The organism is Frateuria sp. YIM B11624, assembly GCF_049727805.1.
Taxonomy (GTDB): domain Bacteria; phylum Pseudomonadota; class Gammaproteobacteria; order Xanthomonadales; family Rhodanobacteraceae; genus Frateuria_A.
Genome location: NZ_JBCNYA010000040.1, coordinates 1 through 21,509, shown reverse-complemented (window position 1 = coordinate 21,509; position 21,509 = coordinate 1). Strand labels below are relative to the sequence as shown.

The following is a 21,509-nucleotide window of genomic DNA, read 5'->3' as shown; positions in this document are numbered from 1 at the left end:
ATGCCCTGAATGTCTGGCATGAACATGGGACCGTCAAGAGCGCCCACGGTGGGCATGCATGCGGGCGCAACACGGAGCGAAACCATGAGTGCGTATCTCAACGGACCAGTGCGGCCGCTGCCGGCGCGATGGCCGGTGCTGCTGCTGGCTGCGGTCGTCGTCGGCACACTGGACATGGGCTTGGCCATGACTTTCTGGGGCCTCCACGGTGTGTCGCCCGTCCGCGTGCTGCAGTCGGTGGCCAGCGGCCTGCTGGGGCCCGCCGCGTCGGATGGCGGCCAGGCGTCGGCGCTGCTCGGCTTGCTGCTGCATCTGTCCATCGCCTGCCTGATGGTGCTGGCCTACGACCTGGTCGCGCTGCGCCTGCGCTGGCTGGTGCGCCGGCCGGCGCTGGCAGGGCCGCTCTACGGTGTGGTGCTTTACCTGGTGATGACCTGGGTGGTGGTGCCGCTGTCGGCGGCACCGCACGCCGCGGCTTCGCCGGCATGGACCGTTGCCAGCGTGCTGTCGCATGTCCTGCTCGTGGGCCTGCCGTGCGCGCTGTTCGTGCGGGCCGCGCAGGCGCCGGCCACCGTGGATGCGGGCGTGGCGATGTCCGGCACGCCCTGAACTTCCGGCCTTTCGCCAAATGGCCTTGGCCGGGCCGGCGAAAGTGGCCCTTGCCGCATGGGCAGGGCGACGCATACTCGCGGCCAGATCACGACGGAATGCCGCCCATGCCAGCCATCGCCCCGGTCCTCGGTCATACGCGTCGCCACGGCCCGGCGGTGCCCTGGCTGCTGGTCGGCGGCTACACCGCGGCCGTGCTGGACCTGTCGGTGGCCGCGGCCTACTGGGCGCCGCGTGGCGTGGCGGTCGGCCGCATCCCGCAGGGCATCGCGTCCTGGTTGCTCGGGCCGGCCGCGTTTTCCGGCGGCGTGCTCACGGCGGTGCTCGGGGTACTGCTCTATGGCCAGCTGCTGTGGGGCGTGGCGACGCTGTACGACGCGCTCGCCCGCCGCCACCCGCTGCTGTCGAGGCGGCCGCTCGCGTGTGGCGCCGTGTACGGGATCGCCGCGTACGTAGCCATCTTCCAACTGCTGGTGCCGGCGCTCACGGGGATACGGCCGGTCGTTGCCCCGTTCTGGACGGCGACCTGCCTGCTGGCCTATGCAACCGTGGTCGGCATTCCCTGTGCGCTTTTCTCGCGCGCGGCACGAGCGGCCACGCACCCGGCCTGAACGCAGGGGCACGCGGTGCGCCCGGTCGCGGCGTGCCGCGCACGGTACTGCGACGCCGAATGCGGTCTTGGCCAAAGCGGTCTACGGCCCGGTCGTCCGCATCGTCCGCGGCCGCTCCTGCGGTTCCAGTTGCCTCCTCTAGGAGGCCGCCGCCACGCCGGCATCCATCTCGTCCAGGCACTGGCCGAACAACTGCATGGCCTCCTGCAGCGCCGAGGTCGTCAGCCGGCCGTAGCCGAGCAGCAGGCCTGCGCGCGGCGGTGGCGTGTGCACGTAGTGCGCCATCGGATACAGGCCGAGCCCGCGGCTGCGCGCGTGCGCGACCAGCGCATCGGTGCGGGCATGGTCGTAGCCGTTCAGCCATGCCACCACGTGCATGCCGGCGGGCGTATCGACGATCTCCACGCGCCCGCCGGCATGCCGGCGCAGGCCCTCGATCAGGGCCTTGCGGCGCGCCATGAGTTCCTTGCGGACACGCCGCAGGTGCCGTTCGAACCCGCCGTTTTCCATGAAGTGCGCCAGCGCCGCCTGCTCGATGACGGGGCAGCAGAGATCGCTCAGGTACTTCGCGGTGATGAAGTCCTCGCGCAAGGCCGCGGGCAGCACCATGTAGCCCAGCCGCAGGCTGGTGAACAGCATCTTGGAGAAGCTGCCGACGTAGATCACGCGGTCGCCGCCGTCGAGCGAGCGCAATGCGGCCAGCGGCTGGCCGTCGTAGCGGAACTCGCCGTCGTAGTCGTCCTCCAGGATCCAGCACGAGCGGGCTGCCGCATAGCGGAGCAGCTCCAGCCGGCGCGACAGGGAAAGCACGCTGCAGCCGGGAAACTGGTGCGAAGGAGTGACGCATACCAGTCGGGGCGATCCGGCGGGCAGGGCGCTGCAGACCAGCCCGTCGGCATCCGTGCGCACCAGGCACAGCCGCGCGCCGTGGGCGGCGAACGCCTGGTAGGCGGAGAAGTAGTCCGGATCCTCCATCACCACCGTGTCGCCCTCGTCGAGCAGCACGCGCGCGGTCAGCGAGAACGCCTGCTGGGCGCCGTTGGTGATCAGCACGTCCTCGGGTGAGGCGCGGATGCCGCGCCGGCGCGCCAGGTAGTCGCAGACCTGCTGGCGAAGGCCGTGCAGGCCCTGCGAGCCGTTCTCCTCGAGCGCGGTGTGCGTGGCGGCCCGTGCCAGTTCGCGGCTCCAGTGGTTTACCAGCGTCGGGTTGATCAGCGGATTGGTGGACAGCAGGTTGAAGCGCACGTCGTAGTGTTGCCGCGTCGGCCGGATGTCGCGTTGCATGCGCGCGCGCTGCACGTAGCGCGACGGCGTGCAGAATTCCGCCCGGCGCGGATCCGGCAACGGCGCGACCGGGAGGTCCGCCACGAAGCTCCCCGAGCCCACCCGACCCTCGATGTAGCCCTCGGCGCGCAGCTGTTCGTAGGCGGCCAGCACCGTGGTGCGCGAAAGCTCCAGCTGGAGCGCGAGCTCGCGCGTGGGCGGCAGGCGCGAACCGGCGGCCATGCGGCCCTCGAGGATCGCGGACTTCAGCGCACGGATCAGCTGCGCGTAGCGGGGGCCGTGGCCGTCGAGCTCGAGGAACATGCCAGCGCACTCTCTCCGTTCGGATGGGACGGAAGGACGAAACGATTGCGTACGAGTGTGCGCACAACACGCACGCGCATCAAATCCTGCAATCTCGCCGCCGCGCGCCGCTGCGTGAGGCATCGCAGCCCCGTGTCGGCGACGACGGGGCCGCGGCCGCTATGCGACAGGCGAGATACCCAGAGCCGACCGTCGAAGGAAAGCGGGGGTAGTGCGTCGGCAGGGCCCCGACTCAACCGAAGGTAAAGGAATACACGCGCAGGCCCTCGGCGGGCACGCGCAGGAGCAGCAGGTGCTCGCGGTCGTCATGGCTGTCGAACAGCGTATAGGCCCGGCTGCCCTGCACGGTCACGGGAGCCTGCGGCTTGCCATCGACGGTCACTTCCAGCACGGTCGGCTGGTCCGCGCTGGCCACGACATACAGCTTGGCAGCCTTGAAGCGCAGCTGCAGCTCGCTCTGCGTGCCGGCCGAGCGCGCGTACTGCGGCGTGATCTCCCACGTCCCGGCCAGTGCGAACCGGTGCAGGGGCAAGCGCGCGGGCGCGCTGAAGCGGCGCCGGCCGTCGCTGCCGCTTTGCGGGCTGCCGAAGCCTTTCTGGCCGGCGCTGCCCAGGTGCAGTTCGGGCGTGTCGCCGGGCCCCGGCTCGAACGTATCCGCGCGGCCTGGCGCCAGCATGGGCAGGCCGAGCAGCAGGCGGATCGCGTTCTCCATCTTTTCGTAGCCGCCCTCGCCGTAGTGGTGGCCGATCAGCCGGCCGTCCGGGTCGATCAGGTACTGGGCCGGCCAGTACTGGTTGCGCCACGCGTTCCACGTGTCCAGGTGGCTGTCCATGGCCACCGGGTAGGTGATGCCCATGCGTTCGATCGCCGACCGCACGTTGGACGGGTCGTGTTCGAAGTCGAATTCCGGCGAGTGCACGCCGACCACCACCAGGCCCTTGTCCTTGTAGGTCTCGTAAAGATGTTCGACGTGCGGCATCGCGCGGATGCAGTTGATGCAGGAGTACGCCCAGAAGTCGATCAGCACCACCTTGCCGCGCAGGCCGGACAGGCGAAGCGGCGGCGAATTGAACCAGTGGTCGATGCCGGCGAACTCGGGTGTCTGCGCAGGTGCCGGCGTCGCCGTGGCCATGCTGCCGCCGAACAAGGCACCGAGCAGCAGTCCTGCGAACAGCGCGAGCTTTTTCATGGCGATGCTCCGGAGAAAAGGGGCGCCGATGCCGGGCAGGCATCGGCGTCTTCGTACGGCGCCCGGCCGATTCGCGGCCGGGCGCGTTCCGCCACGACTCAGTAGTCGTAGGTGATGCCCAGTTGCACGTAACGCGGCTGCTGCGTGGACAGCGGCAGGTTGTAGGTCGGACGCACGTTCGCCGAACTGCCGTAGCGGCCGTTGGTCTGCGTGATGCGCTGCTGGTCGAGCACGTTGTAGACCTGCACGTGGAAGGCCAGCCGGCGGCTCGCCCAGTCCGGACGGTATTCGGCGCCCAGGCTCAGCAGGTAGGTCCACGCCTCGCGCTTGTAGCCGGGCGACACCGGCGTGCCGTCGCAGAAGTGGTAGAACGCGCCGTAGCCCAGGCCCGGGTTGGTTTCGTCCGCGCCATACAGGCCGAGGCAGGTCTTGGGTGCACCCGACAGGATGGCGACGTTGCCCGACACCATCCATTCCGGCGTGACCTGGTAGTAGCCGTAGGCCTTGATCTGGTGACGGCGGTCGTTGGACAGCGCGCCGTTGGCGTAGTCCATGACCTGGGAGTAATCCCAGTCCACCGTCGCCGACACGTCCACCTGGCCGATGTCCGAGCGTACCTGGCCTTCGGTGTTGCCGTAGTTGCGCGAGAACAGGTAGTCGACCTTGCCGTACCACTTGCCGTCGAACGGATGCTCCAGGTACATCTCCAGCGCGTAGTACTTGCGCTTGAGCGTGGTGTTGAAGCCCATGTCCTTCTTCCAGTCCAGCGGCACCTGGTAGTAGCCGCCGGACAGCCTGGCCACCTGGATGACCGGGTTCTCGCCCGGGTTGATGAGGTAGCTGCCCTTGATGCCGTTGACCTTGTCGTAGTCGTCCATGCCCAGCTCGGCCATCTTGGCGGCGATGCGGCCGGTGTCGCCCCAGTCGTCGATGGCGCGGCCGAGCCTGCGGAAGGTCGCCTTGGCGCCGGCGACCCAGTTGACGCCCAGCGACTTGTCGAAGCCGAGGATGAACTCGTCCTGGTATTCGGACTTGATGTTGGTGGCGGCCGCCGTCCTTGGATCGCGCGGCTGGCCGTATTCGGAGTTCGCCGAGATCGGCTGCTCCAGGCCGCGGGAGGTGTCGATCGGAGTCAGGCCGGTCGGATAGCCGGTGGCCGGGTCGATGCCGGTGTAGGTGTAGTACACGTTGGTGAAGGTGGACGAGCCGGCCGAGCGCAGAGCCACCGACGCCGGTACCGCCAGGTAGTAGCGGCCGGCGTTGCCGTACACCTTCAGGCTGGAATCGCCGTTGACGTCCCAGGTGAAGCCAAGCCGGGGCGCGAGCTGCTTGTTGGTCAGCCGCAGGTAGGGCGTGCCGTCGCCGTTGTAGTTGGTGAACTGGTCGTTGCGCACGCCGATCTTGACCAGCCAGCGGTCGTTGATCTGCCAGGCGTCCTCGAGGTACTGCGCCTGCTGCTTCACCCGTACCGAGGCGCTGTTGGCGAAGATCTGCTTGGAGACGTAGTAGCCCGTCTCGCCGCCGGCGTACTCGCCCGGCGGCCGCACCCACGGGTAGCCCTGCCAGCCGGGTCCGTTCGCCTCGGGGCCGCCGGTGATCCAGGAAGCCGGATCACCCTCGGCATAGGCCCACGCATAGCCGGGGCCGGAGGTGAACTGGCCGTCGTGGCTGTCGCGCACGTCCTGGTTGTCGATGCCTCCGGTCAGCGTGTGGTCGCCCAGCGTGTAGCTCAGGTCCACGCGCAGGTTGGTGTTCTTGGTGGTGTGCTGCGGATCGAACAGCTGGCCCACCGTCTGCGCGTTGCCGAAGGTCTGGCCGCCGGTGATCGCAGGGTTCTGCGAGGTCTGGCCGGCGATGGGGATCAGCGTCGGGTCGTAGCCGGGCAGCTCGTTGTAGTGCGTGCCCTTCATCCTGCCGTAGAGCACCGATAGCGTGAGGTCGTCGGTGAGGTAGCTGGTGAACTTGCCCAGGTAGAGGTCCGAGCCGTCCTTGATGTGCAGGTCGGGATGGTCGAAGGCGCCCTGCTTCCCGGTTGCGTAGTCGTACTGGTAGAGGTTGCCGCGATAGGACGACTTGTTCGACGCACCGGTGAGCTCGAGCAGGTTGTTGTCGTTGATGTTCCAGTCGAGCTTGGCGTACCACTTCGGGTCGTCCAAGCGGGTATGGTTGTTGTAGGTCGGCGGGGCGTTGACGCCCACGCCCGCCGCGTCGCCCACCGCGCCGGACGCCGTGCCGCCGGAGGCGCCCGTGCCCTCGATGCGCTCGGCTTCCACCGAGGCGAACAGGAACAGCCTGTCCTTGATCAGCGGACCGCCGGCATAGGCATCGATGGTGGTGGTGGTGGACTTGTTGTCGCCGCGCCGCCAGTACAGCTGGCCCGCGTTGGGGCTGCCCGGGCCGTAGTAGATGTCGCGCGGGTCGCCCTGCAGGGCCTTGGGCTTCCACAGCACCTGGCCGCCGAAATGCCACTCGTTGGTGCCGCGCTTGCCGACCTGGCTGATCACGCCGCCGTCGGAACGACCGTAGGCCGCACCGTAGCCGCCGCTGAGAATTTCCTCCTGGTCGATCGAGCCGTAGGGCAGGGTCAGGCCGCCGAAGCCGCTGATCGGGTCGGTCGTGTTGAAGCCGTTGATGTAGTACGCGTTCTCGGTCACGGAGGAGCCGCCGAACGACACCAGCTTGCGTGGCGACGAAGCACCCATGCCCATGCCCATGAACGTGTCGCTGCCTTCCACCGTGCCCGGCGCGAGCAGGGCGATGGCCTCGGCGCTGCGGGCCAGCGGAAGCCTTGCCAGTTGCTGCGAGGTGATCACGGTGCGCGAGTCGACCTGGGTCACGTCGATGGCGGGCACGCTGTTGGCCGTCACCGTCACTGCCGAGAGGTTCTGTGCATTCGCCGCCGATACGAACGACACGTCCGTGCCCGCGCCCACGCGCAACTGGACGTTGCTGCGCGTATCGACGGTCTGCCCGTCGCGCTGCAGGGTGACGGTGTAGGTGCCGACCGGCAGCGCGCCGATGGCGTAGCGGCCGGACGCGTCGACGGTGGTCTGCCGGGTCACGCCCGACGCGCTCTGCACGGTCACGGTGCCGCCCGCGGCAGCGGGCGCCTGGCCGAAGATGCTGCCGGTGGTGGCCTGGGCGTGGACCGGCGTGAACGCCGACATGCCATACAGGCCCAGCGTCGCCGCTATCGCCAGCCGCAAGGCCGGACAGGCCCGGCGGAGGCCCCCGGAATGGATGGAAACGTGCCTTCTGCTCTTCATGCGACTCCCCTTCTGATGGACTTGCTGGACTTGCGATCGATCGCCGATGGGCGAGGTAGGCCATGCGTGCGTCGGTGGCACGAGGCGAGAAACGGACGGCTAAAGACGGCCGGTGTCGGAAGCGGGGTGCAGGCGCCCGGCGCCGTGACCGCCGCGCGTTCGGGTTCAGGCCACGGTCGTCTGCCCGCCGCGCAACTGGGCGGCCAGACGGGTGTGGAAAGCGATGACCTGGTCGACGGTCTGCGGATCCCCGAAAGCGCCGAGCAACGGGTAGAGCTCGGCCACCACGTCGGCGCGCTGCGTCGGACTGAGCGAGCCGCCCACCATGCAGACGTACGACTGCAACAGCCTCAGCGTGGCGGCCAGGCGTTGGGGATCGATGTCCGATGCATGCGTCGGCGCGGCACCCGGACCGCGCGCACCCGGGCGGGACTCCTCGCCTGCAGGCTTCATCGGGCCTTCGCCGGTGACGAGCCACATCAGCGAAATGCCCAGCGCACGCGCCAGCGCAATGCAGCGCGCGCGGGAAAGATCGCTCTGCCCGTCGCGCCAGCTGCGCACGGCGCCTTCCGAGCAACCGCAGCGCCGGGCCATGGCCGAGGCGCTGCCTTCCTGCGCGATCAGCAGCCGGATGCGCGCCGCCAGGTCGGCGTTGGCGGCCGGGAGCGCGTCGCGCATCGGCCCGGAACACGCCTTTGCCGGAGCAGGCCATTCCGAAGCGTGTCCGGAAGGGAGGCGGCGTACGGGCGGGTTTTCGGCAAGGTAGGAGACGGCCTGTGGGGAGGTCATGGGGATCCGGCTGCTCTGCGTTGCTGGAATGGAGTCCGGGAGTGCCTGCGTCGTCCGCGCCGTTGCGGGCGTCGCATGGACCTGTGTTCCGTGGAGGGGAAAAATGGCCCCGCCCGGGCCTTGGGGAGACGCCGCTGGGCGGGGCAAGCGGGGGTTCGTCGAATCGCTTTCCTCGTTGCGTGGACGCCACGATGCTGCGGCGCGGGGAGTGGGTGGCAACGCGTTAAAAAGCGTCGTCCGGCTTGTCAATGCGGCCTTGGGACAACCGCTTCCCGACGGGGTATCGGTGCGGCGTCGCGGATACCTTGGAACGCGGGCGACGGCCGGTAAACGGCCACTTCACGGATTTTGAATAAGGCCAATCGCGGTCGTGGCACGATGGCCGCCGGTGCCGCCAGGGCAAGCCAGGGATCGGTGGGTGCATGTCGTGCGGAGTCCGCACGGGTGACAGCTGTCAGCCGCCGTGCTTGATCTTTCGCCCTTCTTGCGCCCGCGGTTTTTGGTCATGCTGCCGGGTACCGCCTACAGGGAAAGCAGCGACGCGCGCTGCCCGTCGCGCCTTTCCATCGGCCACCAATCGAACTCGCCAAGGGGCAAGCCAATGGGGACGTTGATCGAAATCCGCGACCTGGCCAAGGTCTATGCGCGCGGCAAGCAGAAGGTCGAAGTGCTGCACCACATCGACCTGGACATCGCCGAGGGCGACTTCCTCGCGCTGATGGGCCCGTCGGGCTCGGGCAAGACCACGCTGCTCAACCTGATCGGCGGACTCGACACGCCGACCGCCGGCACCATCAGCGTGGGCGGCCAGCGCATCGACCAGCTCGGCGCCGGCGCGCTGGCCAAGTGGCGCGCGGCCAACGTCGGCTTCGTGTTCCAGTTCTACAACCTGATGCCGATGCTCTCGGCGCAGCGCAACGTGGAGCTGCCGCTGCTGCTGACCAAGCTGTCCTCGGCGCAGCGCAAGCAGAACGCGGCCATCGCGCTCAAGCTGGTCGGTCTGGACGAGCGCGCCTCGCACAAGCCGAGCGAGCTTTCCGGCGGCCAGCAGCAGCGCGTGGCGATCGCCCGCGCGATCGTCTCCGACCCCACGTTGCTGGTCTGCGACGAGCCCACCGGCGACCTGGACCGCCAGTCCGCCGAGGACGTGCTCGGCCTGCTGCGCACGCTCAACCGCGAGCACGGCAAGACCATCGTGATGGTCACCCACGACCCCAAGGCCGCCGAGTACGCCAACCACACGCTGCACCTGGACAAGGGCACGCTGGTCGAGCAGGCGATCGCCTGAGGAGGCTCGCATGAAATACCTGCATCTGATCTGGGCGGCGCTGTTCCGGCGCAAGACCCGCACCATCCTCACGCTGGTGTCGATCCTCACCGCGTTCCTGCTGTTCGGCATGCTCGATGGCGTGCGCACCAGTTTCGCCAACGTCGGCAAGAGCGCCGCCGGTGCCAAGCGGCTGCAGACCGGCTCGAAGCTGTCCTTCATCGAGACCCTGCCGCAGTCGCTGCAGGCGCGCATCGCGCAGTTGCCTGGCGTGAAGGACGTGGCCTACGCCAACTGGTTCGGCGGCGCCTACCAGGATCCGCACAACCAGGTGTTCTCCTTCGCGGTGAGCCCCAACTATATCGACATCTACCCGGAGGTCGGCGTCACCCCGGCCGAGCGCAAGGCGTTCGACCAGACCCGCACCGGCGTGCTGGTCGGCGACGTGCTGGCGCAGAAATACCACTGGAAGGTCGGCGACAAGCTGCCGCTGCAGTCGAACATCTATCCCAACCGCGACGGCAGCAAGAACTGGAGCTTTGACATCGTCGGCATCATCCGCGCGACCAAGCCGGACGACCGGCAGTTCCTGCAGGGCGCGGTGCTGATGCACTGGAAGTACTTCGACGAATCCAACCCCTACAACCGCGGCCAGGTCGGCTGGTACGTCACCAGCGTCGCCGACGCCGGCCAGTCCGACCGCGTGGCCAAGGCGATCGATGCGCTCTCGGCCAACTCCGACCACGAGACCAAGACCATGACCGAGCAGGCCGCGATGGCCTCGTGGGTCAAGCAGATGGGCGACATCGGTTTCATCGTGGTGTCGATCATGGGCGCGGTGTTCTTCACCCTGGTGCTGCTGACCGGCAACACCATGGCGCAGGCGGTGCGCGAGCGCACCTCGGAGCTGGCGGTGCTCAAGACGATCGGCTTCTCCAGCCCTGCCGTGCTCAGCTTGGTGCTGGCCGAGTCGGTGCTGCTGGTGCTGCTGGGCGGCGTGATCGGACTGGGGCTGGCTGCGGTGCTCGGGCCGATCATGAGCGCCGGCAGCGGCGGCATGCTGAACATGCCGCCGGTAGGAGCGAGCAGCTGGGCCATCGGCGTCAGCCTGATGGTGGCCATCGGCTTGCTGGTCGGCGTGCTGCCCGCGTTGCGCGCCATGCGCCTGAACATCGTCGATGCGCTGGCCGGGCGCTGAAGGAGGGAATCCATGAAATCGTTCCTGCGTGGTTTGGCCTTGGCCGTCGTCGTGATCCTGAGCATCGTCGCCTGGACGGTACTGCCGTGGGCCGTGCTGCTCGTCGTGGCCGTGCTGTTCTTCCTGTGGATGCAACTGACCCGCGTCGGCCGGCAGGCCGGCTCGGCCACCGGCGTGGGGATCAGCACCTTGCCCCAGCGCATGGGCTCGTCCTCGGTGGTGGTGATCGGCATCGCTGGCGTGGTCGCCGTGCTGGTCTCGCTGCTGGCGATGGGCGTCGGTTATCGGGAAACGCTCAGCAAGAGCGGCAGCGCCGATACCGCGGTGGTGATGCGTGGCGGCTCGGCCTCGGAGGTTTCCTCGGTGCTCGACCATGCCAGCGTCACCGCGATCGCCGAGGCCCCGGGCATCGCCCGCGACGCGGCGGGCAAGCCGATCGCCTCGGACGAGCTGGTGGTGGCGGCCAACCTGCCGCTGAAGGACGGCAGCGGCGACGACGGCAGCGTGCAGGTGCGCGGCATCGGCGACGAGGCCTGGACCTTGCGTCCGGACGTGAAGATCGTCGCCGGCCGCAAGTTCAAGCCCGGCCTGCGCGAGCTGGTGGCGGGCAAGGGCGCGCAGCGCCAGTTCGCGGGTCTGGAACCTGGCCACGAGATCAAGCTGGGCAGCCAGACCTGGACCGTGGTCGGCATCTTCGACTCGGGCAACGCGCTGGGCTCGGAACTGTGGGGCGATGCCGACATCATCGCCTCGGCCTATCGCCGCGGCAGCTCGCGCACCTCGGTGTTCGTGCGCCTGGCCAACGCCGGTGCATTCGACGCGTTCAAGGCCGCATTGATCCGCGACCCGCGCCTGCAGGTGGACGTCGACACCACGCTCCACTATTTCAGCAAGCAGTCCGAGAGCTTCACCAAGGTGATCAGCATCATCGGCATGATCGTCGGCGGGATCATGGGCATCGGTGCGGTGTTCGGCGCGCTCAACACGATGTTCGCCGCGGTCGCGGCGCGTGCGCGCGAGATCGCCACGCTGCGCGCGATCGGCTTTCGCGGGCCGCCGGTGGTGGTGGCAGTGATGCTGGAGACCATGTTGCTGGCGGCGCTGGGCGGGCTGCTCGGCGGGCTCATCGCATGGGCGCTGTTCAACGGCTACAGCGCCTCCACGCTGACCCAGGGCACGGTCGGCTCGCTCAACTTCGAGCTGCGCGTGACGCCGGCGCTGCTGTGGACGGGACTGAAGTGGGCGCTCGCGATCGGCTTCATCGGCGGCCTGTTCCCGGCCGTGCGCGCCGCGCGCCTGCCGGTGACCACCGCGCTGCGCGAGTCCTGATCGAAGGACGCAGGGTGGGCATCGGCCCACCTTGCGTCATCCGGGCACCAGCGGCGGCACGTACTGCAACGTCAGCCCCAGCGCCCACAGCAGGCCGAGCACCAGCGGCACGTGCACCAGCAGCTGGATGAAGGTGAAGCCGACCACGTCGCGCGCCTTCAGGCCCAGCACGCCCAAGAGCGGCAGCATCCAGAACGGGTTGATGAGGTTGGGCAGCGCCTCGGCCGCGTTGTAGACCTGCACCGCCCAGCCCAGGTGCACGTGCAGGTCGTTGGCCGCCTGCATCACGTAGGGCGCCTCGACCAGCCACTTGCCGCCGCCGGACGGCACGAAGAAGCCCAGCACCGCCGAGTAGCTGCCCATCACCAGCGGGAAGGAGTCGGTGGTCGCCACGCGCACGAATACGCTAGCGAGCCGGTGCGCGAGGGTCGCGCCATCGGCGCCCGGCGCGCGGGTGAGCAGGGCGGCGATGCCGCCGTAGAGCGGAAACTGGATCAGCACGCCGGCGGTGCTGGGCACCGCGCGCGCCACCGCGTCGAGGAAGCTGCGCGGGCGCCAATGCAGCAGCAGGCCCACGGTAAGGAACAGCAGGTTGTAGGTGTTCAGGTCGGCGATCGCGGTCGCCGCCGGCATGCGGGCGAAGCGCAGGATCAGCCAGCCCAGGCCGAGCGCGCCGACCAGCAGCGACAGCAGCGGGCTGTACTCGAGCCACTCGCCCGGCCGCGTGCGCGGCGGCAGCGCCGGCACGGCCGCGGCGTCCTCCACACCGCACTCGCGCGCGGTGCGCGCGCTCTCGCCGGTCGGCGTGGTGAGCCAGCACACCAGCAGCGACACCGCGATCAGGACGGCCGTGAGCAGCAGCGACTGCCACAGGAAGATGGTCTGGGTGAACGGCAGCACGCCGGTGATCGCCAGCAGCCCCGGCGGCATGCTGGCCGGATTGGCCTGCAACTGCGCCGCCGAGGAAGACAGGCCCATCGCCCACACCGCGCCCAGGCCGAGGTAGGCCGCGGCGCCGGCAGCGCGATAATCCATCGCCAAATCCCCGCGCCGTGCCAGCGCGCGCACCAGCAGCCCGCCGAACACCAGCGAGAAACCCCACGACAGGAGGGAGGCCAGCATGCTCACCAGTGCCACGTAGCAGACCGCGCCGCGGCCGCTGCGCGGCACCCGCGCCAGCGCATCGATCAGCCGCGCCACCACCGGCGCGCTGGCGACGACGTAGCCGCCGATCACCACGAAGGCCATCTGCATGGTGAACGGGATCAGGCTCCAGAAGCCGTCGCCGAAGGCCTGCGTGGTCGTTGCCGGCGTGGCGCCGAAAGCCAGCGCGAGCGCCGCCACCAGCGCGACGCCCAGCGCGGCGAACACCCAGGCATCGGGAAACCATCGCTCGGACCAGGCGGCGCAGCGCAGTGCCGCGCGCGCGGGCAGGCCTTGCTGCGTGGGGTTCATGGCGCTCTCCGTTGCCGACGCTTGCGCCATGGTGGCGGGCGGCCTGCGCCGCGACAAGCGCAGGGCGCTAGCGCGCGGGCCTCTTCGCCAGCGTGATCACGCACACACCCAGCAGGATGATCGCCATGCCGGTCAGGTCGAACGGGCCCACGTGCTCGCCCGCCAGCAGCACGCCGAACAGCACCGCCACCGGCGGGTTGACGTAGGCGTAGCTGGTCGCCAGCGCGGGACGGGCGTGCTTGAGCACGTAGAGATACGCGCTGAAGGCGATGATCGAGCCGAACGCGGCCAAGTACACCACCGCCGCCGTTGCACGCACGGTCGGATGGGCGGGCAGGTGTTCGCCGCTGGCGAAACCCACCAGCAGCAACGCCACGCTGGCGCAGAGCATCTGCGCGGCGGTGTTCATGGGGCCGGCCGGCATGTCCTGGCGCTTGCTCCAGACCGAGCCGAAGGCCCAGCTCATCGCGGCCACGATCAGCGCCAGCGCACCCAGGCGCGAGCCGGCCAGTCCGCTGCCGAGGTTCAGCACGACCACGCCGGCGAAACCCACCAGCAGGCCGACCGTCTCGCGCCGGCTCGGCCAGGCGCCGTACATGCCGGAGAACACCGCGGCGAACAGCGGCATGCTGGCCACCGCCACCGCGGCGATGCCCGAACTGACCGTCTCCTCGGCAAAGCACACCAGGCCATTGCCGAAGCCGAGCAGCAGCACGCCGGTGATCGCCGCGTTGCGCCACTGCCGCGGCGTCGGCAGCGCGGCGCCGCGCCAGCGCAGGAAGGCGAACAGCGCGATGCCCGCGCCGAGGAAGCGCACGCCGGCGAGCAGGAACGGCGGGTAGCTTTCCAGCGCGTAGCGGATGCCCAGGTAGGTCGAACCCCAGATCACGTACAGCGCGAACAGCGCCAGCGGGATCAGCAGGCGTGGATCGTCCAGCGCGCGCGCGGCGGCCGGGGCGGCGGAGGATTCGTCGAGGGTGGTCATGGTTGCGCAGTGATGCGGCAGGAAGAGGTCAGCCGGCGAGGTGGGTGCCGATCCACCAGAGGTTGCCTTCGTGATCGCGCAACCCGGCAGTGCGGTCGCCGTAGGGCTGGTCGGTCGGCGGCGACACGCTGGCGGCGCCGGCGGCCAGGCCGGCGGCGTAGCAGGCGTCGACGTCGGGTACGTAGACGTGGGTGGAACCGCACAGCGCGGCGGCGCGTTCGGGACGCTCGCCGATCATCAGCACCGAATCGTCGATGCGCACTTCCGCGTGCATGATCGAGCCGTCCTCGCGCGTCTTGCGGAAGAGCTCCCGCGCGCCGAAGGTGGCGGCGAGGAAAGCCAGCATGGCACGCGCGTCGGCCACCAGCAGGAAGGGCGAGACGGCGGGATGGTCGGCGGGCTTGTGCGTGGGCATGCGAATCCTCGGGCGGCGGGCGCGACCCGCGGCCGGCAATGGCCGGCGTGCGCGGGATGGGGGAATGGCCCGAATGCGCACGATAGCCGGAGCGTGCCCGCGGCGGTAGCGAAAACCGTGCAAGGCAGGCTTGACTGCCGGTCAAGGAGCGCGGATTCCCCGCAGCGGCATCGAGCGTCTGCAGGGCCGATGCAGGATGCCGGCTCGCGCGCGCCCGGCGTCGTTGCTCAGCCCGTTGCGCTGCGCTTCGGCGGCAGGGCAAGCACGCGGCTGCGTTCGCGCGCCAGCAACTCGCGCTTGCGCTCCACGCCCCAGCGCCAGCCGCCCAGCGAGCCGTCCTCGCGCACCACGCGGTGGCAGGGCACGATCAGCGCCAGCCGGTTGTTGCCGCAGGCGTTGCCGATCGCGCGCGCCGCCGTCGGCGAACCCAGCTCCTCGGCCAGCGCGCGGTAGCTGCGCGTCTCGCCGGCGGGAATGCGCGTCAACGCCTCCCACACGCGCCACTGGAAGGCGGTGGCGGCGATGTCCAGCGGCGGCATCGCCGGCGCCGCGGCGTCGCTCCAGCCCAGTTCGCTGGCGATGCGGGCGATCACCGCGTCCAGCCATTCCTCGCGGCCGGCGTCCACGCGCTCGCGCGAGGCCCGTGGGAATTCCTCGGCCAGGCGGCGCTCCAGCGCCGCGTCGTCATCGCCCAGGGTGACCGCGCAGATGCCGCGCGTGGTGGTCGCCACCAGCAGGCGGCCCAGCGGCGTGGCGGTAGTGGTGTAGCGGATGCTCGCCCCTACGCCGCCGGCGCGGTAGCTGGCCGGGGTCATGCCGAGCAGGCGGTTGCTGTGTTCGTAGACGCGGCTGCCCGAGCCGAAGCCGGCCTCGTAGACGGCATCGGTCACTGCGGCGCCCTCGCGCAGGGCCGCCTTGAACTGGCCGAAGCGGCGCGAGCGGTGGTATTCGGCCGGACTCATGCCGAAGCGGCGGCGGAAGGCGCGCTGCAGGTGGGTGGGGCTAAGCGCGACGGCGCTGGCCAGGGCGTCCAGGCTGGGCGCGGTATCGGCCTCGTCGAGCAGCCGGCGGGCCTGTTCAAGGGGTTCGATGGCGGACATGGCGGTGTTCCGGTTTCCAGATGATGCCAGTCTGGTCCGGAGCGCCCACGCAGGCCATCCGCTTCTTGCGCGTCAGCGCGCGATCGGGCGGCGGTCGTGCAGCACCACGAAATCGCCTTCCAGCACGGGCGGGCGGGCGCCGCCGGCAGCCGGCGTCGCACGGCCGACCGCGCGCGCGCGGTTCCACTGGCGCAGGGCCAGCCACAGGCCGCCGCCGACCAGCAGCACGCCAGCCACGACCAGCCCGAATACCAGCATCACGCCCAGCAGGGCGACCCCCACGATCAGCGACAGGGCCCGCGCGAGCGGGTTGCGGAAACGATGCGAAGGCAGCTGGAACAGGCGCATGTTAAAAATCCGTGTGGTAAAATCAACGACTTACGTGCGCAACGATGGGGCTTTCACGCCCGCGAGGCAAGTGCCGATGGATACACCCGCTGGGGCGCTGTGCCGTCTCGATCACATTCCCGACGGTAGCGCCGTGGCTGTGGACGCCGTGCTGCCCGACGGCCCGGAAAATCTGATCGTGCTGCGCGACGGCGAGCAGGCGCGGGCCTGGATCAACGTCTGCCCGCACGCCGGCCGGCGGCTGGACTGGGCGCCGGGACAATTCCTGATCAGCCGGGGAACGCTCATTTGTGCGGTGCACGGGGCGAGCTTCCGGACCGGGGACGGCTGCTGCGTCGGCGGGCCCTGCCGCGGACAGTCACTGCGCGCCGTACCGGTGCGGGTGGAGCGCGGGGTCGTCTGGCTGGCCGGCGACTAGGCTCCGCCCGCGGCGGGCCGCGATCATCTTTCTTATATGGAGGAGGTGGTCGCGGTCGACGCCAGCGGCCTGCCTGGCCATTAGCCAGGCGCCCTCCGGAAGAGGGCTGGGGTGAGGGCGGGGCTCGCGATGATGCGCATCGGAGCGGTGCTCCGCGCAGCGTTTCCGCAAGCCTTGGCCCCCTCATCCCAACCTTCTCACCGGCGGGGAGAAGGAGCGAACGTCGTCCTGGCGGACGAGCATCATCAAAATAAAGAGGGCCCGGCTTGCGCCGGGCCCCGGTCCTTGCCGGCGAGCCATCCATGGCCCGCCAGCCTCGACCCTGCGGTCAGCGGTTGTCGATGCGGTCGGCTGCGCCGGCGGTCTGGTAGATCAGGCCCGACAGCGGGAGCAACTGGCTCAGGAAGCGGTTCCACTTGGTGATGCCGGCGGCGCCAACCCACACCACGTCACCAGGCTCCACCCGGAAGTTGTCGGCCAGCGCGTAAGAGGCCGGCGAGCGCGCGTTGAGGTGGAACACCTGCGCAGGCGTCTGGCTGAGCTTCTCCGAGCCGCGGATCACGTACACGGCATTGCCCGAGGAGGTCACCGGACTGAGGCCACCGGCGCGGCCCAGCGCCTGGGTGAGCGTCAGCGCATTGGTCTTGAAGGTGATCGCCTGCGGACGGATCACCTCGCCCACCACGTAGACCTCCTTGTTGTCGTTGTACGGCAGGAACAGCTTGTCGCCGGGCTTGAGGTAGATCGGCTGGCCGTTGTCGGTCTGGTTAACCTCGGTCAGGTCCAGGTGGTAGGTCTTGCCGTCGCGGGTCAGGGTGAAGCCCGAGAGATCGGCGTTCTGCGTGTCGATGCCGGCCATGCCGATCGCCTGCGACAGGGTCACCGGCACCGAGTTGAGCACCTGCGCATCGGTGTGCTGGAAGGCGCCCTCGAGCGTGACGCGCTGGCTGCCGTAGCCGACCACGTTGACGTCTACCTGCGGATCACGCACGAAGCTGCCCAGCCGCTTGGTCAGCGACTGGCGCAGTTCCTCGACAGTGAGCCCGGCCGCCTTGATGGTGCCGGCATACGGATAGAACAGTGTGCCGTCCGGCCGCACCAGGCGTCCGTTGGCCACGGTCTGCTGCTGCGAGCCCGCCGGCGAGGTCAGTTCCGGGTGGTCCCACACGGTGATGTAGAGCGTATCGCCGGGGCCGATGCGGTAGTCCTGCGGCTGGTAGGAAAGCAGCTCCGGCGGGATCGCGGCCGGCTGCTGGCTCTGGTCGACCAGCTCCGGCGTGATCTGCACAAGCTGCATGTGGCTGTCCTCGCGCTGCAGCGCACCCTCGTCCATGCGCTGGCCAGGAACGATCGCGCAGCCGTTCAGCGCGACGGCGAAGAGAAGGATGGCTGCTGCGGATAGCGTTTTCATAATGCGTCCTTTCTGCAGGGCCACTGCGGGATAATCATGACGGGCCAATGAATGCGATTTCCGTCCGTTATCCCGCCCATGGCGGTTTTGACTTAATGACGACGGTTAATACGGGCTGAAATGGGGTTGCTTTTCGCAGGCGCCGGCACGGGCGCCATGCCAGGCAGCGCGGACGTGCCCTGAACGCCCCGCCCGCTCACTGCATCCAGCAGCGCCGTCGGGTCGGTATCGATCCGCGACGCCGCCTGGTGGGTGGGTGCCAAGGCGGCTGCGTCGGCGTGCGGTGCCTTGTGCGCCAAGGCCTGGCTGGCCATGAGCAGGCCGGCGAGGGGAAGCGCGAGCTTCAGAATGTGCATGGGCGGGGACCCCCGGAATCGAACGGTTGGCCAAGCGGGCTCTTCGAATCTAACGCGATCGTTCGTGAACCCTGCGAGAAAGCAGAGTCTGCAAGTAGGTGCTTTAAAGCGAGCATGCAGCGTGAAGAGAAAAGACGCCGATGAAGGCATTTTCTTCACGTAAATGAAGGCCGCGTCCAACATGATTTTTTCACGGAACAGGAGTTTAGACTGCCGGCTCTCTCCCGACCGGTTTGGGCGCTATCCATGCGCCAGGCCGGGCGGGCGTCGACGGGGCCCCCTGGGCCTTGGCTTCTCGGGAGTGTCCAGATCGTGTTCAACAGCATCCTGGTGGTCTGCCTCGGCAACGTTTGCCGCAGCCCGGTGGCGGAGTTCCTGTTCCGCCGCGAACTGGGCGAGCGCGACATCCGCGTCAGCAGCGCCGGCCTGGGTGCGCTGGTCGGGCGGCCGATGGAAAAGAACGCCGCCGAGCTGCTGCACGAGGGCGGCATCGACGCCAGCGGGCACCGCGCACGCCAGCTCGAGCCTTCGATGCTGCGCGACGCGGACCTGATCCTCGCGATGGAACGCCGGCAACTGAAATCCATGGTGCATCTCGCCCCGGAAGCCAGCGGCAAGGTGTTCCTGTTCGACAAGTGGCACGCGGGCGGCGATGTGCCGGATCCCTATCGACGTTCGCGCAGTGTGTTCGAGCAAGTACACGACTCAATCGAACGTGGCGTCGGCAGTTGGCTGCGCTACCTGTGAATCCTCCAGCCTAGGAATCGGGCGATGACCACCAAACAGAGTTTCCCGTCCTCACCGCGCCGCGATGACGACATCGACCTGCATGCGTTGCTCGGCACGCTGCTCGACCACAAGTGGTTGATCATCGGCGTCACCGCCGTGTTCTTCGTCTTCAGTGTGCTGTACGTCACGCTGACCACGCCGATCTACGAATCGACCGCCACCGTGCAGGTCGAGCAGAAGGTCCCCAGCCTGCCGGGCCTGGACGACCTCTCGCAGACGCTGGGTGCCTCCACCTCGCAGGCGACCACCGAGATCGCGCTGATCACCTCGCGCACGGTGATCGGGCAGGCGGTGACCAACCTCAAGCTGGACATCACCGCGCAGCCCGAGCGCCTTCCGCTGATCGGCGATTACATGGCACGCCACTACAACCCGCAGATGCCGGGCGACGTGGCGCCGCCGTTCATGGGCATGGACAGCTACGACTGGGGCGGCTCGCAACTGGACATCTTCCAGCTCGACGTGCCCTCGGCGCTGCTGGACAAGCCGCTGCGCCTGGTCGCCGGTAAGGGCGGCAGCTACCAGTTGACCGACGCCGACGACAACGTGCTGCTGGAAGGCCGCGTCGGCCAGTCGTCCACCGGCAACGGCATCACCATGCAGGTGCAGACGCTGCACGCCAATCCCGGCACCGTGTTCGACGTGGCGCGCCATTCGCACCTGGGCACGATCACCGGGCTCCAGGGCGCCATCCAGGCGACCGAGGTCGGCAAGGATTCGGGCATCATCGTCCTCACCTACGACAACCCCGATCCGGTACTGGCCACCCGTCTCCTCGACCAGGTCAGTTCGCTGTACGTGCAGCAGAACGTGGAGCGCAATTCCGCCGAGGCCGCCAACAGCCTGAAGTTCGTCAAGGAGCAACTGCCCAAGGTCAAGATGGACCTGGAGAAGGCGACCGCCGCGCTGAACGCGTTCCAGATGCGCGCGCATTCGGTGGACATCAGCCTGCAGACCAAGGGACTGCTCGACCAGACCGTGGCGCTGGATACGCAGATCGAGAATCTGCGCATGCAGATGGCCGACGTCGAGCGCAAGTACACCTCCAACCATCCGACCTACCAGGCGCTCGCCGCGCAGATCGGCCAGTTGCAGGCCAAGAAGAACGCCCTGGAGAAGCAGGTCGGCCACCTGCCCGACACGCAGCAGGAACTGCTGCGCCTGACCCGCGACGTACAGGTCAGCAACGAGACCTACACCAACCTGCTCAACCAGGCGCAGCAGCTCGACATCGCGCGCGCCGGCACCGTCGGCAACGTGCGCGTGGTCGATCGCGCCGCGACCAATACCAATCGTCCGGTGTGGCCGCCGAAGAGCATCCTGGTCCTGGCCGGCACCATGCTGGGCGGCCTGCTGGCGCTCGCCTTCATCTTCATCCGCCAGTTGCTCAACCGTGGCGTGGAAGACCTGGCGGCCATCGAGCACGTGGGCCTGCCGGTCTACGCCTGCGTGCCGCTGTCGGCCGCCGAACGCGAGATCACCGAACGCGGCGGCAAGGTGCGGCGCGGCGTGCACGCGCAGCACCTGCTGGCACAGAGCGCGCCGGACGACCTCGCGGTGGAGGCCCTGCGCAGCCTGCGCACCAGCCTGCACTTCGCCCGCCTGGAAGCGAAGAACAACCTGCTGATGATCTCCAGCCCGGGCCCGGGCGCCGGCAAGACCTTCATCGGCGCCAACCTGGCGGCGGTGATCGCGCAGGCTGGCCAGCGCGTGCTGCTGATCGATGCGGACATGCGCAAGGGCGCGCTGCACACGGTGGTCGGCGGCCGGCCGGAACAGGGCCTGTCGGAACTGATCTCCGGCCAGATCGGCCTGTCCGAGGCGGTACGCACGGTGGAGGGGGCCAACAACCTCTACTTCATCTCGCGCGGCAAGGTGCCGCCGAATCCGTCCGAGCTGCTGATGCATTCGCACTTCACCGCGCTGCTGGAGAAGCTCAAGCCGCGCTTCGACCTGATCATCATCGACACCCCGCCGATCCTGGCGGTGACCGATGCGGCGGTGATCGGCCACCACGTGGGCACCAGCCTGATGGTCGTGCGCTTCAGCGTGAACCAGGCGCGCGAGATCGCGTTGGCCAAGCAGCGCTTCGAGCAGAACGGCGTGCCGGTCAAGGGCGCGATCTTCAATGCCGTCGAGAAGCGCAGCGCGGGCTACTACGCCTACGCGTACTACGAGTACGCCGGCACCAAGGCCTGATCCTCCCGACATCGAAATCCAAGGACATCGCATGACGCTGAAAGTCACCCTGTTCGGTACCGGCTACGTGGGCCTGGTCACCGGCACCTGCCTGGCGGAGATGGGCAACCACGTACTGTGCGTGGACGTGGACGCGGGGAAGGTCGCGCGCCTGAAGCAGGGCGAGGTGCCGATCTTCGAGCCGGGCC

Annotated in this window: 19 protein-coding genes and 1 pseudogene; 9 read left to right on the top strand and 11 right to left on the bottom strand. The window is 68.9% G+C overall.

The features are described from left to right. Positions 1-84: 84 nt before the first annotated feature. Together AAIL17_RS16490 and AAIL17_RS16485 are read left to right on the top strand one after the other, a co-directional pair. Entirely contained in the window at positions 85-609 is a 525-nt protein-coding gene (locus tag AAIL17_RS16490) for a hypothetical protein (RefSeq protein ID WP_424683940.1), read from the top strand. A gap of 107 nt (positions 610-716) precedes the next feature. Next, entirely contained in the window at positions 717-1,220 is a 504-nt protein-coding gene (locus AAIL17_RS16485; protein ID WP_424683939.1) for a hypothetical protein, read from the top strand. Between the two features lie 138 nt (positions 1,221-1,358). Here AAIL17_RS16485 and AAIL17_RS16480 read toward each other — a convergent pair whose 3' ends face one another. The 4 genes from AAIL17_RS16480 to AAIL17_RS16465 all read right to left on the bottom strand — a co-directional run bounded on the left by AAIL17_RS16480 (position 1,359) and on the right by AAIL17_RS16465 (position 7,940). After that, positions 1,359-2,807, bottom strand: coding sequence for a PLP-dependent aminotransferase family protein (locus AAIL17_RS16480; protein WP_424683938.1), 1,449 nt, complete (start codon positions 2,805-2,807; stop codon positions 1,359-1,361). A gap of 232 nt (positions 2,808-3,039) precedes the next feature. Then, a complete protein-coding gene (locus tag AAIL17_RS16475; protein ID WP_424683937.1) occupies positions 3,040-3,996 on the bottom strand; it encodes a thioredoxin family protein in 957 nt (318 codons plus the stop codon). A gap of 98 nt (positions 3,997-4,094) precedes the next feature. Then, entirely contained in the window at positions 4,095-7,163 is a 3,069-nt protein-coding gene (locus AAIL17_RS16470) for a TonB-dependent receptor (protein WP_424683949.1), read from the bottom strand. A 264-nt stretch (positions 7,164-7,427) separates the two neighbouring features. After that, positions 7,428-7,940, bottom strand: a complete 513-nt coding sequence (locus AAIL17_RS16465; RefSeq protein ID WP_424683936.1) for a transcriptional regulator — start codon at positions 7,938-7,940, stop codon at positions 7,428-7,430. Between the two features lie 712 nt (positions 7,941-8,652). Between AAIL17_RS16465 and AAIL17_RS16460 the strand changes: the two genes are divergently transcribed. Genes AAIL17_RS16460 through AAIL17_RS16450 form a run of 3 tightly spaced genes read left to right on the top strand, consistent with a single transcriptional unit; the run spans position 8,653 to position 11,845 of the window. Beyond that, on the top strand, positions 8,653-9,339 hold the full coding sequence (locus tag AAIL17_RS16460; RefSeq protein ID WP_424683935.1) for an ABC transporter ATP-binding protein: 687 nt from the start codon (positions 8,653-8,655) through the stop codon (positions 9,337-9,339). Between the two features lie 10 nt (positions 9,340-9,349). Further along, positions 9,350-10,516: an ABC transporter permease gene (locus tag AAIL17_RS16455; RefSeq protein WP_424683934.1), complete on the top strand. Its 1,167-nt coding sequence runs from the start codon at positions 9,350-9,352 to the stop codon at positions 10,514-10,516. Between the two features lie 12 nt (positions 10,517-10,528). Then, positions 10,529-11,845, top strand: coding sequence for an ABC transporter permease (locus AAIL17_RS16450; protein ID WP_424683933.1), 1,317 nt, complete (start codon positions 10,529-10,531; stop codon positions 11,843-11,845). 36 nt (positions 11,846-11,881) lie between these two features. Here AAIL17_RS16450 and AAIL17_RS16445 read toward each other — a convergent pair whose 3' ends face one another. From AAIL17_RS16445 to AAIL17_RS16425, 5 genes are all read right to left on the bottom strand, one after another. Beyond that, positions 11,882-13,300, bottom strand: coding sequence for a short-chain fatty acid transporter (locus tag AAIL17_RS16445; protein ID WP_424683932.1), 1,419 nt, complete (start codon positions 13,298-13,300; stop codon positions 11,882-11,884). 67 nt (positions 13,301-13,367) lie between these two features. Beyond that, positions 13,368-14,285: a drug/metabolite exporter YedA gene (gene yedA / locus AAIL17_RS16440; RefSeq protein WP_424683931.1), complete on the bottom strand. Its 918-nt coding sequence runs from the start codon at positions 14,283-14,285 to the stop codon at positions 13,368-13,370. Positions 14,286-14,313: 28 nt separating this feature from the next. Then, positions 14,314-14,700, bottom strand: coding sequence for a VOC family protein (locus AAIL17_RS16435; protein WP_424683930.1), 387 nt, complete (start codon positions 14,698-14,700; stop codon positions 14,314-14,316). A gap of 227 nt (positions 14,701-14,927) precedes the next feature. Further along, positions 14,928-15,800 (bottom strand): methylated-DNA--[protein]-cysteine S-methyltransferase, encoded by an 873-nt coding sequence (locus AAIL17_RS16430; RefSeq protein ID WP_424683929.1) that lies wholly within the window; start codon positions 15,798-15,800, stop codon positions 14,928-14,930. 72 nt (positions 15,801-15,872) lie between these two features. Continuing rightward, a complete protein-coding gene (locus tag AAIL17_RS16425) occupies positions 15,873-16,148 on the bottom strand; it encodes a hypothetical protein (protein WP_424683928.1) in 276 nt (91 codons plus the stop codon). A gap of 76 nt (positions 16,149-16,224) precedes the next feature. On the opposite strand from AAIL17_RS16425, the gene AAIL17_RS16420 reads away from it, so the two are divergent. Then, positions 16,225-16,566 carry a Rieske (2Fe-2S) protein gene (locus tag AAIL17_RS16420; RefSeq protein WP_424683948.1) on the top strand — a complete coding sequence of 114 codons (342 nt, stop codon included), beginning with the start codon at positions 16,225-16,227 and terminating at the stop codon, positions 16,564-16,566. A gap of 328 nt (positions 16,567-16,894) precedes the next feature. Here the strand turns inward: AAIL17_RS16420 and AAIL17_RS16415 are convergent, their stop codons facing one another. Together AAIL17_RS16415 and AAIL17_RS16410 are read right to left on the bottom strand one after the other, a co-directional pair. Beyond that, positions 16,895-17,977 (bottom strand): polysaccharide biosynthesis/export family protein, encoded by a 1,083-nt coding sequence (locus AAIL17_RS16415; RefSeq protein ID WP_424683927.1) that lies wholly within the window; start codon positions 17,975-17,977, stop codon positions 16,895-16,897. Between the two features lie 92 nt (positions 17,978-18,069). Further along, positions 18,070-18,333 carry a hypothetical protein gene (locus AAIL17_RS16410; RefSeq protein WP_424683926.1) on the bottom strand — a complete coding sequence of 88 codons (264 nt, stop codon included), beginning with the start codon at positions 18,331-18,333 and terminating at the stop codon, positions 18,070-18,072. Between the two features lie 312 nt (positions 18,334-18,645). Here AAIL17_RS16410 and AAIL17_RS16405 point away from each other — a divergent pair, with 312 nt between their 5' ends. The 3 genes and pseudogenes from AAIL17_RS16405 to AAIL17_RS16395 all read left to right on the top strand — a co-directional run. Beyond that, the gene (locus AAIL17_RS16405) at positions 18,646-19,080 is read left to right on the top strand and encodes a low molecular weight protein-tyrosine-phosphatase (RefSeq protein ID WP_424683925.1); all 435 of its coding nucleotides are present in this window, start codon (positions 18,646-18,648) and stop codon (positions 19,078-19,080) included. A 24-nt stretch (positions 19,081-19,104) separates the two neighbouring features. Continuing rightward, a complete protein-coding gene (locus tag AAIL17_RS16400; RefSeq protein ID WP_424683924.1) occupies positions 19,105-21,321 on the top strand; it encodes a polysaccharide biosynthesis tyrosine autokinase in 2,217 nt (738 codons plus the stop codon). 37 nt (positions 21,322-21,358) lie between these two features. Beyond that, positions 21,359-21,509 (top strand): annotated as a pseudogene (locus AAIL17_RS16395) (UDP-glucose 6-dehydrogenase); the annotation flags it as partial.

Bases quoted from the DNA above. Each gene is read 5' to 3' on its own strand.
- AAIL17_RS16460 (WP_424683935.1), top strand. From the start codon at position 8,653: ATGGGGACGTTGATCGAAATCCGCGACCTGGCCAAGGTCTATGCGCGC.
- AAIL17_RS16465 (WP_424683936.1), bottom strand. From the start codon at position 7,940: ATGCGCGACGCGCTCCCGGCCGCCAACGCCGACCTGGCGGCGCGCATC.
- AAIL17_RS16445 (WP_424683932.1), bottom strand. From the start codon at position 13,300: ATGAACCCCACGCAGCAAGGCCTGCCCGCGCGCGCGGCACTGCGCTGC.
- AAIL17_RS16470 (WP_424683949.1), bottom strand. From the start codon at position 7,163: ATGTCGGCGTTCACGCCGGTCCACGCCCAGGCCACCACCGGCAGCATC.
- AAIL17_RS16400 (WP_424683924.1), top strand. From the start codon at position 19,105: ATGACCACCAAACAGAGTTTCCCGTCCTCACCGCGCCGCGATGACGAC.
- yedA (WP_424683931.1), bottom strand. From the start codon at position 14,285: ATGACCACCCTCGACGAATCCTCCGCCGCCCCGGCCGCCGCGCGCGCG.
- AAIL17_RS16410 (WP_424683926.1), bottom strand. From the start codon at position 18,333: ATGCACATTCTGAAGCTCGCGCTTCCCCTCGCCGGCCTGCTCATGGCC.
- AAIL17_RS16490 (WP_424683940.1), top strand. From the start codon at position 85: ATGAGTGCGTATCTCAACGGACCAGTGCGGCCGCTGCCGGCGCGATGG.
- AAIL17_RS16455 (WP_424683934.1), top strand. From the start codon at position 9,350: ATGAAATACCTGCATCTGATCTGGGCGGCGCTGTTCCGGCGCAAGACC.
- AAIL17_RS16415 (WP_424683927.1), bottom strand. From the start codon at position 17,977: ATGAAAACGCTATCCGCAGCAGCCATCCTTCTCTTCGCCGTCGCGCTG.
- AAIL17_RS16420 (WP_424683948.1), top strand. From the start codon at position 16,225: ATGGATACACCCGCTGGGGCGCTGTGCCGTCTCGATCACATTCCCGAC.
- AAIL17_RS16435 (WP_424683930.1), bottom strand. From the start codon at position 14,700: ATGCCCACGCACAAGCCCGCCGACCATCCCGCCGTCTCGCCCTTCCTG.
- AAIL17_RS16480 (WP_424683938.1), bottom strand. From the start codon at position 2,807: ATGTTCCTCGAGCTCGACGGCCACGGCCCCCGCTACGCGCAGCTGATC.
- AAIL17_RS16430 (WP_424683929.1), bottom strand. From the start codon at position 15,800: ATGTCCGCCATCGAACCCCTTGAACAGGCCCGCCGGCTGCTCGACGAG.
- AAIL17_RS16425 (WP_424683928.1), bottom strand. From the start codon at position 16,148: ATGCGCCTGTTCCAGCTGCCTTCGCATCGTTTCCGCAACCCGCTCGCG.
- AAIL17_RS16475 (WP_424683937.1), bottom strand. From the start codon at position 3,996: ATGAAAAAGCTCGCGCTGTTCGCAGGACTGCTGCTCGGTGCCTTGTTC.
- AAIL17_RS16485 (WP_424683939.1), top strand. From the start codon at position 717: ATGCCAGCCATCGCCCCGGTCCTCGGTCATACGCGTCGCCACGGCCCG.
- AAIL17_RS16450 (WP_424683933.1), top strand. From the start codon at position 10,529: ATGAAATCGTTCCTGCGTGGTTTGGCCTTGGCCGTCGTCGTGATCCTG.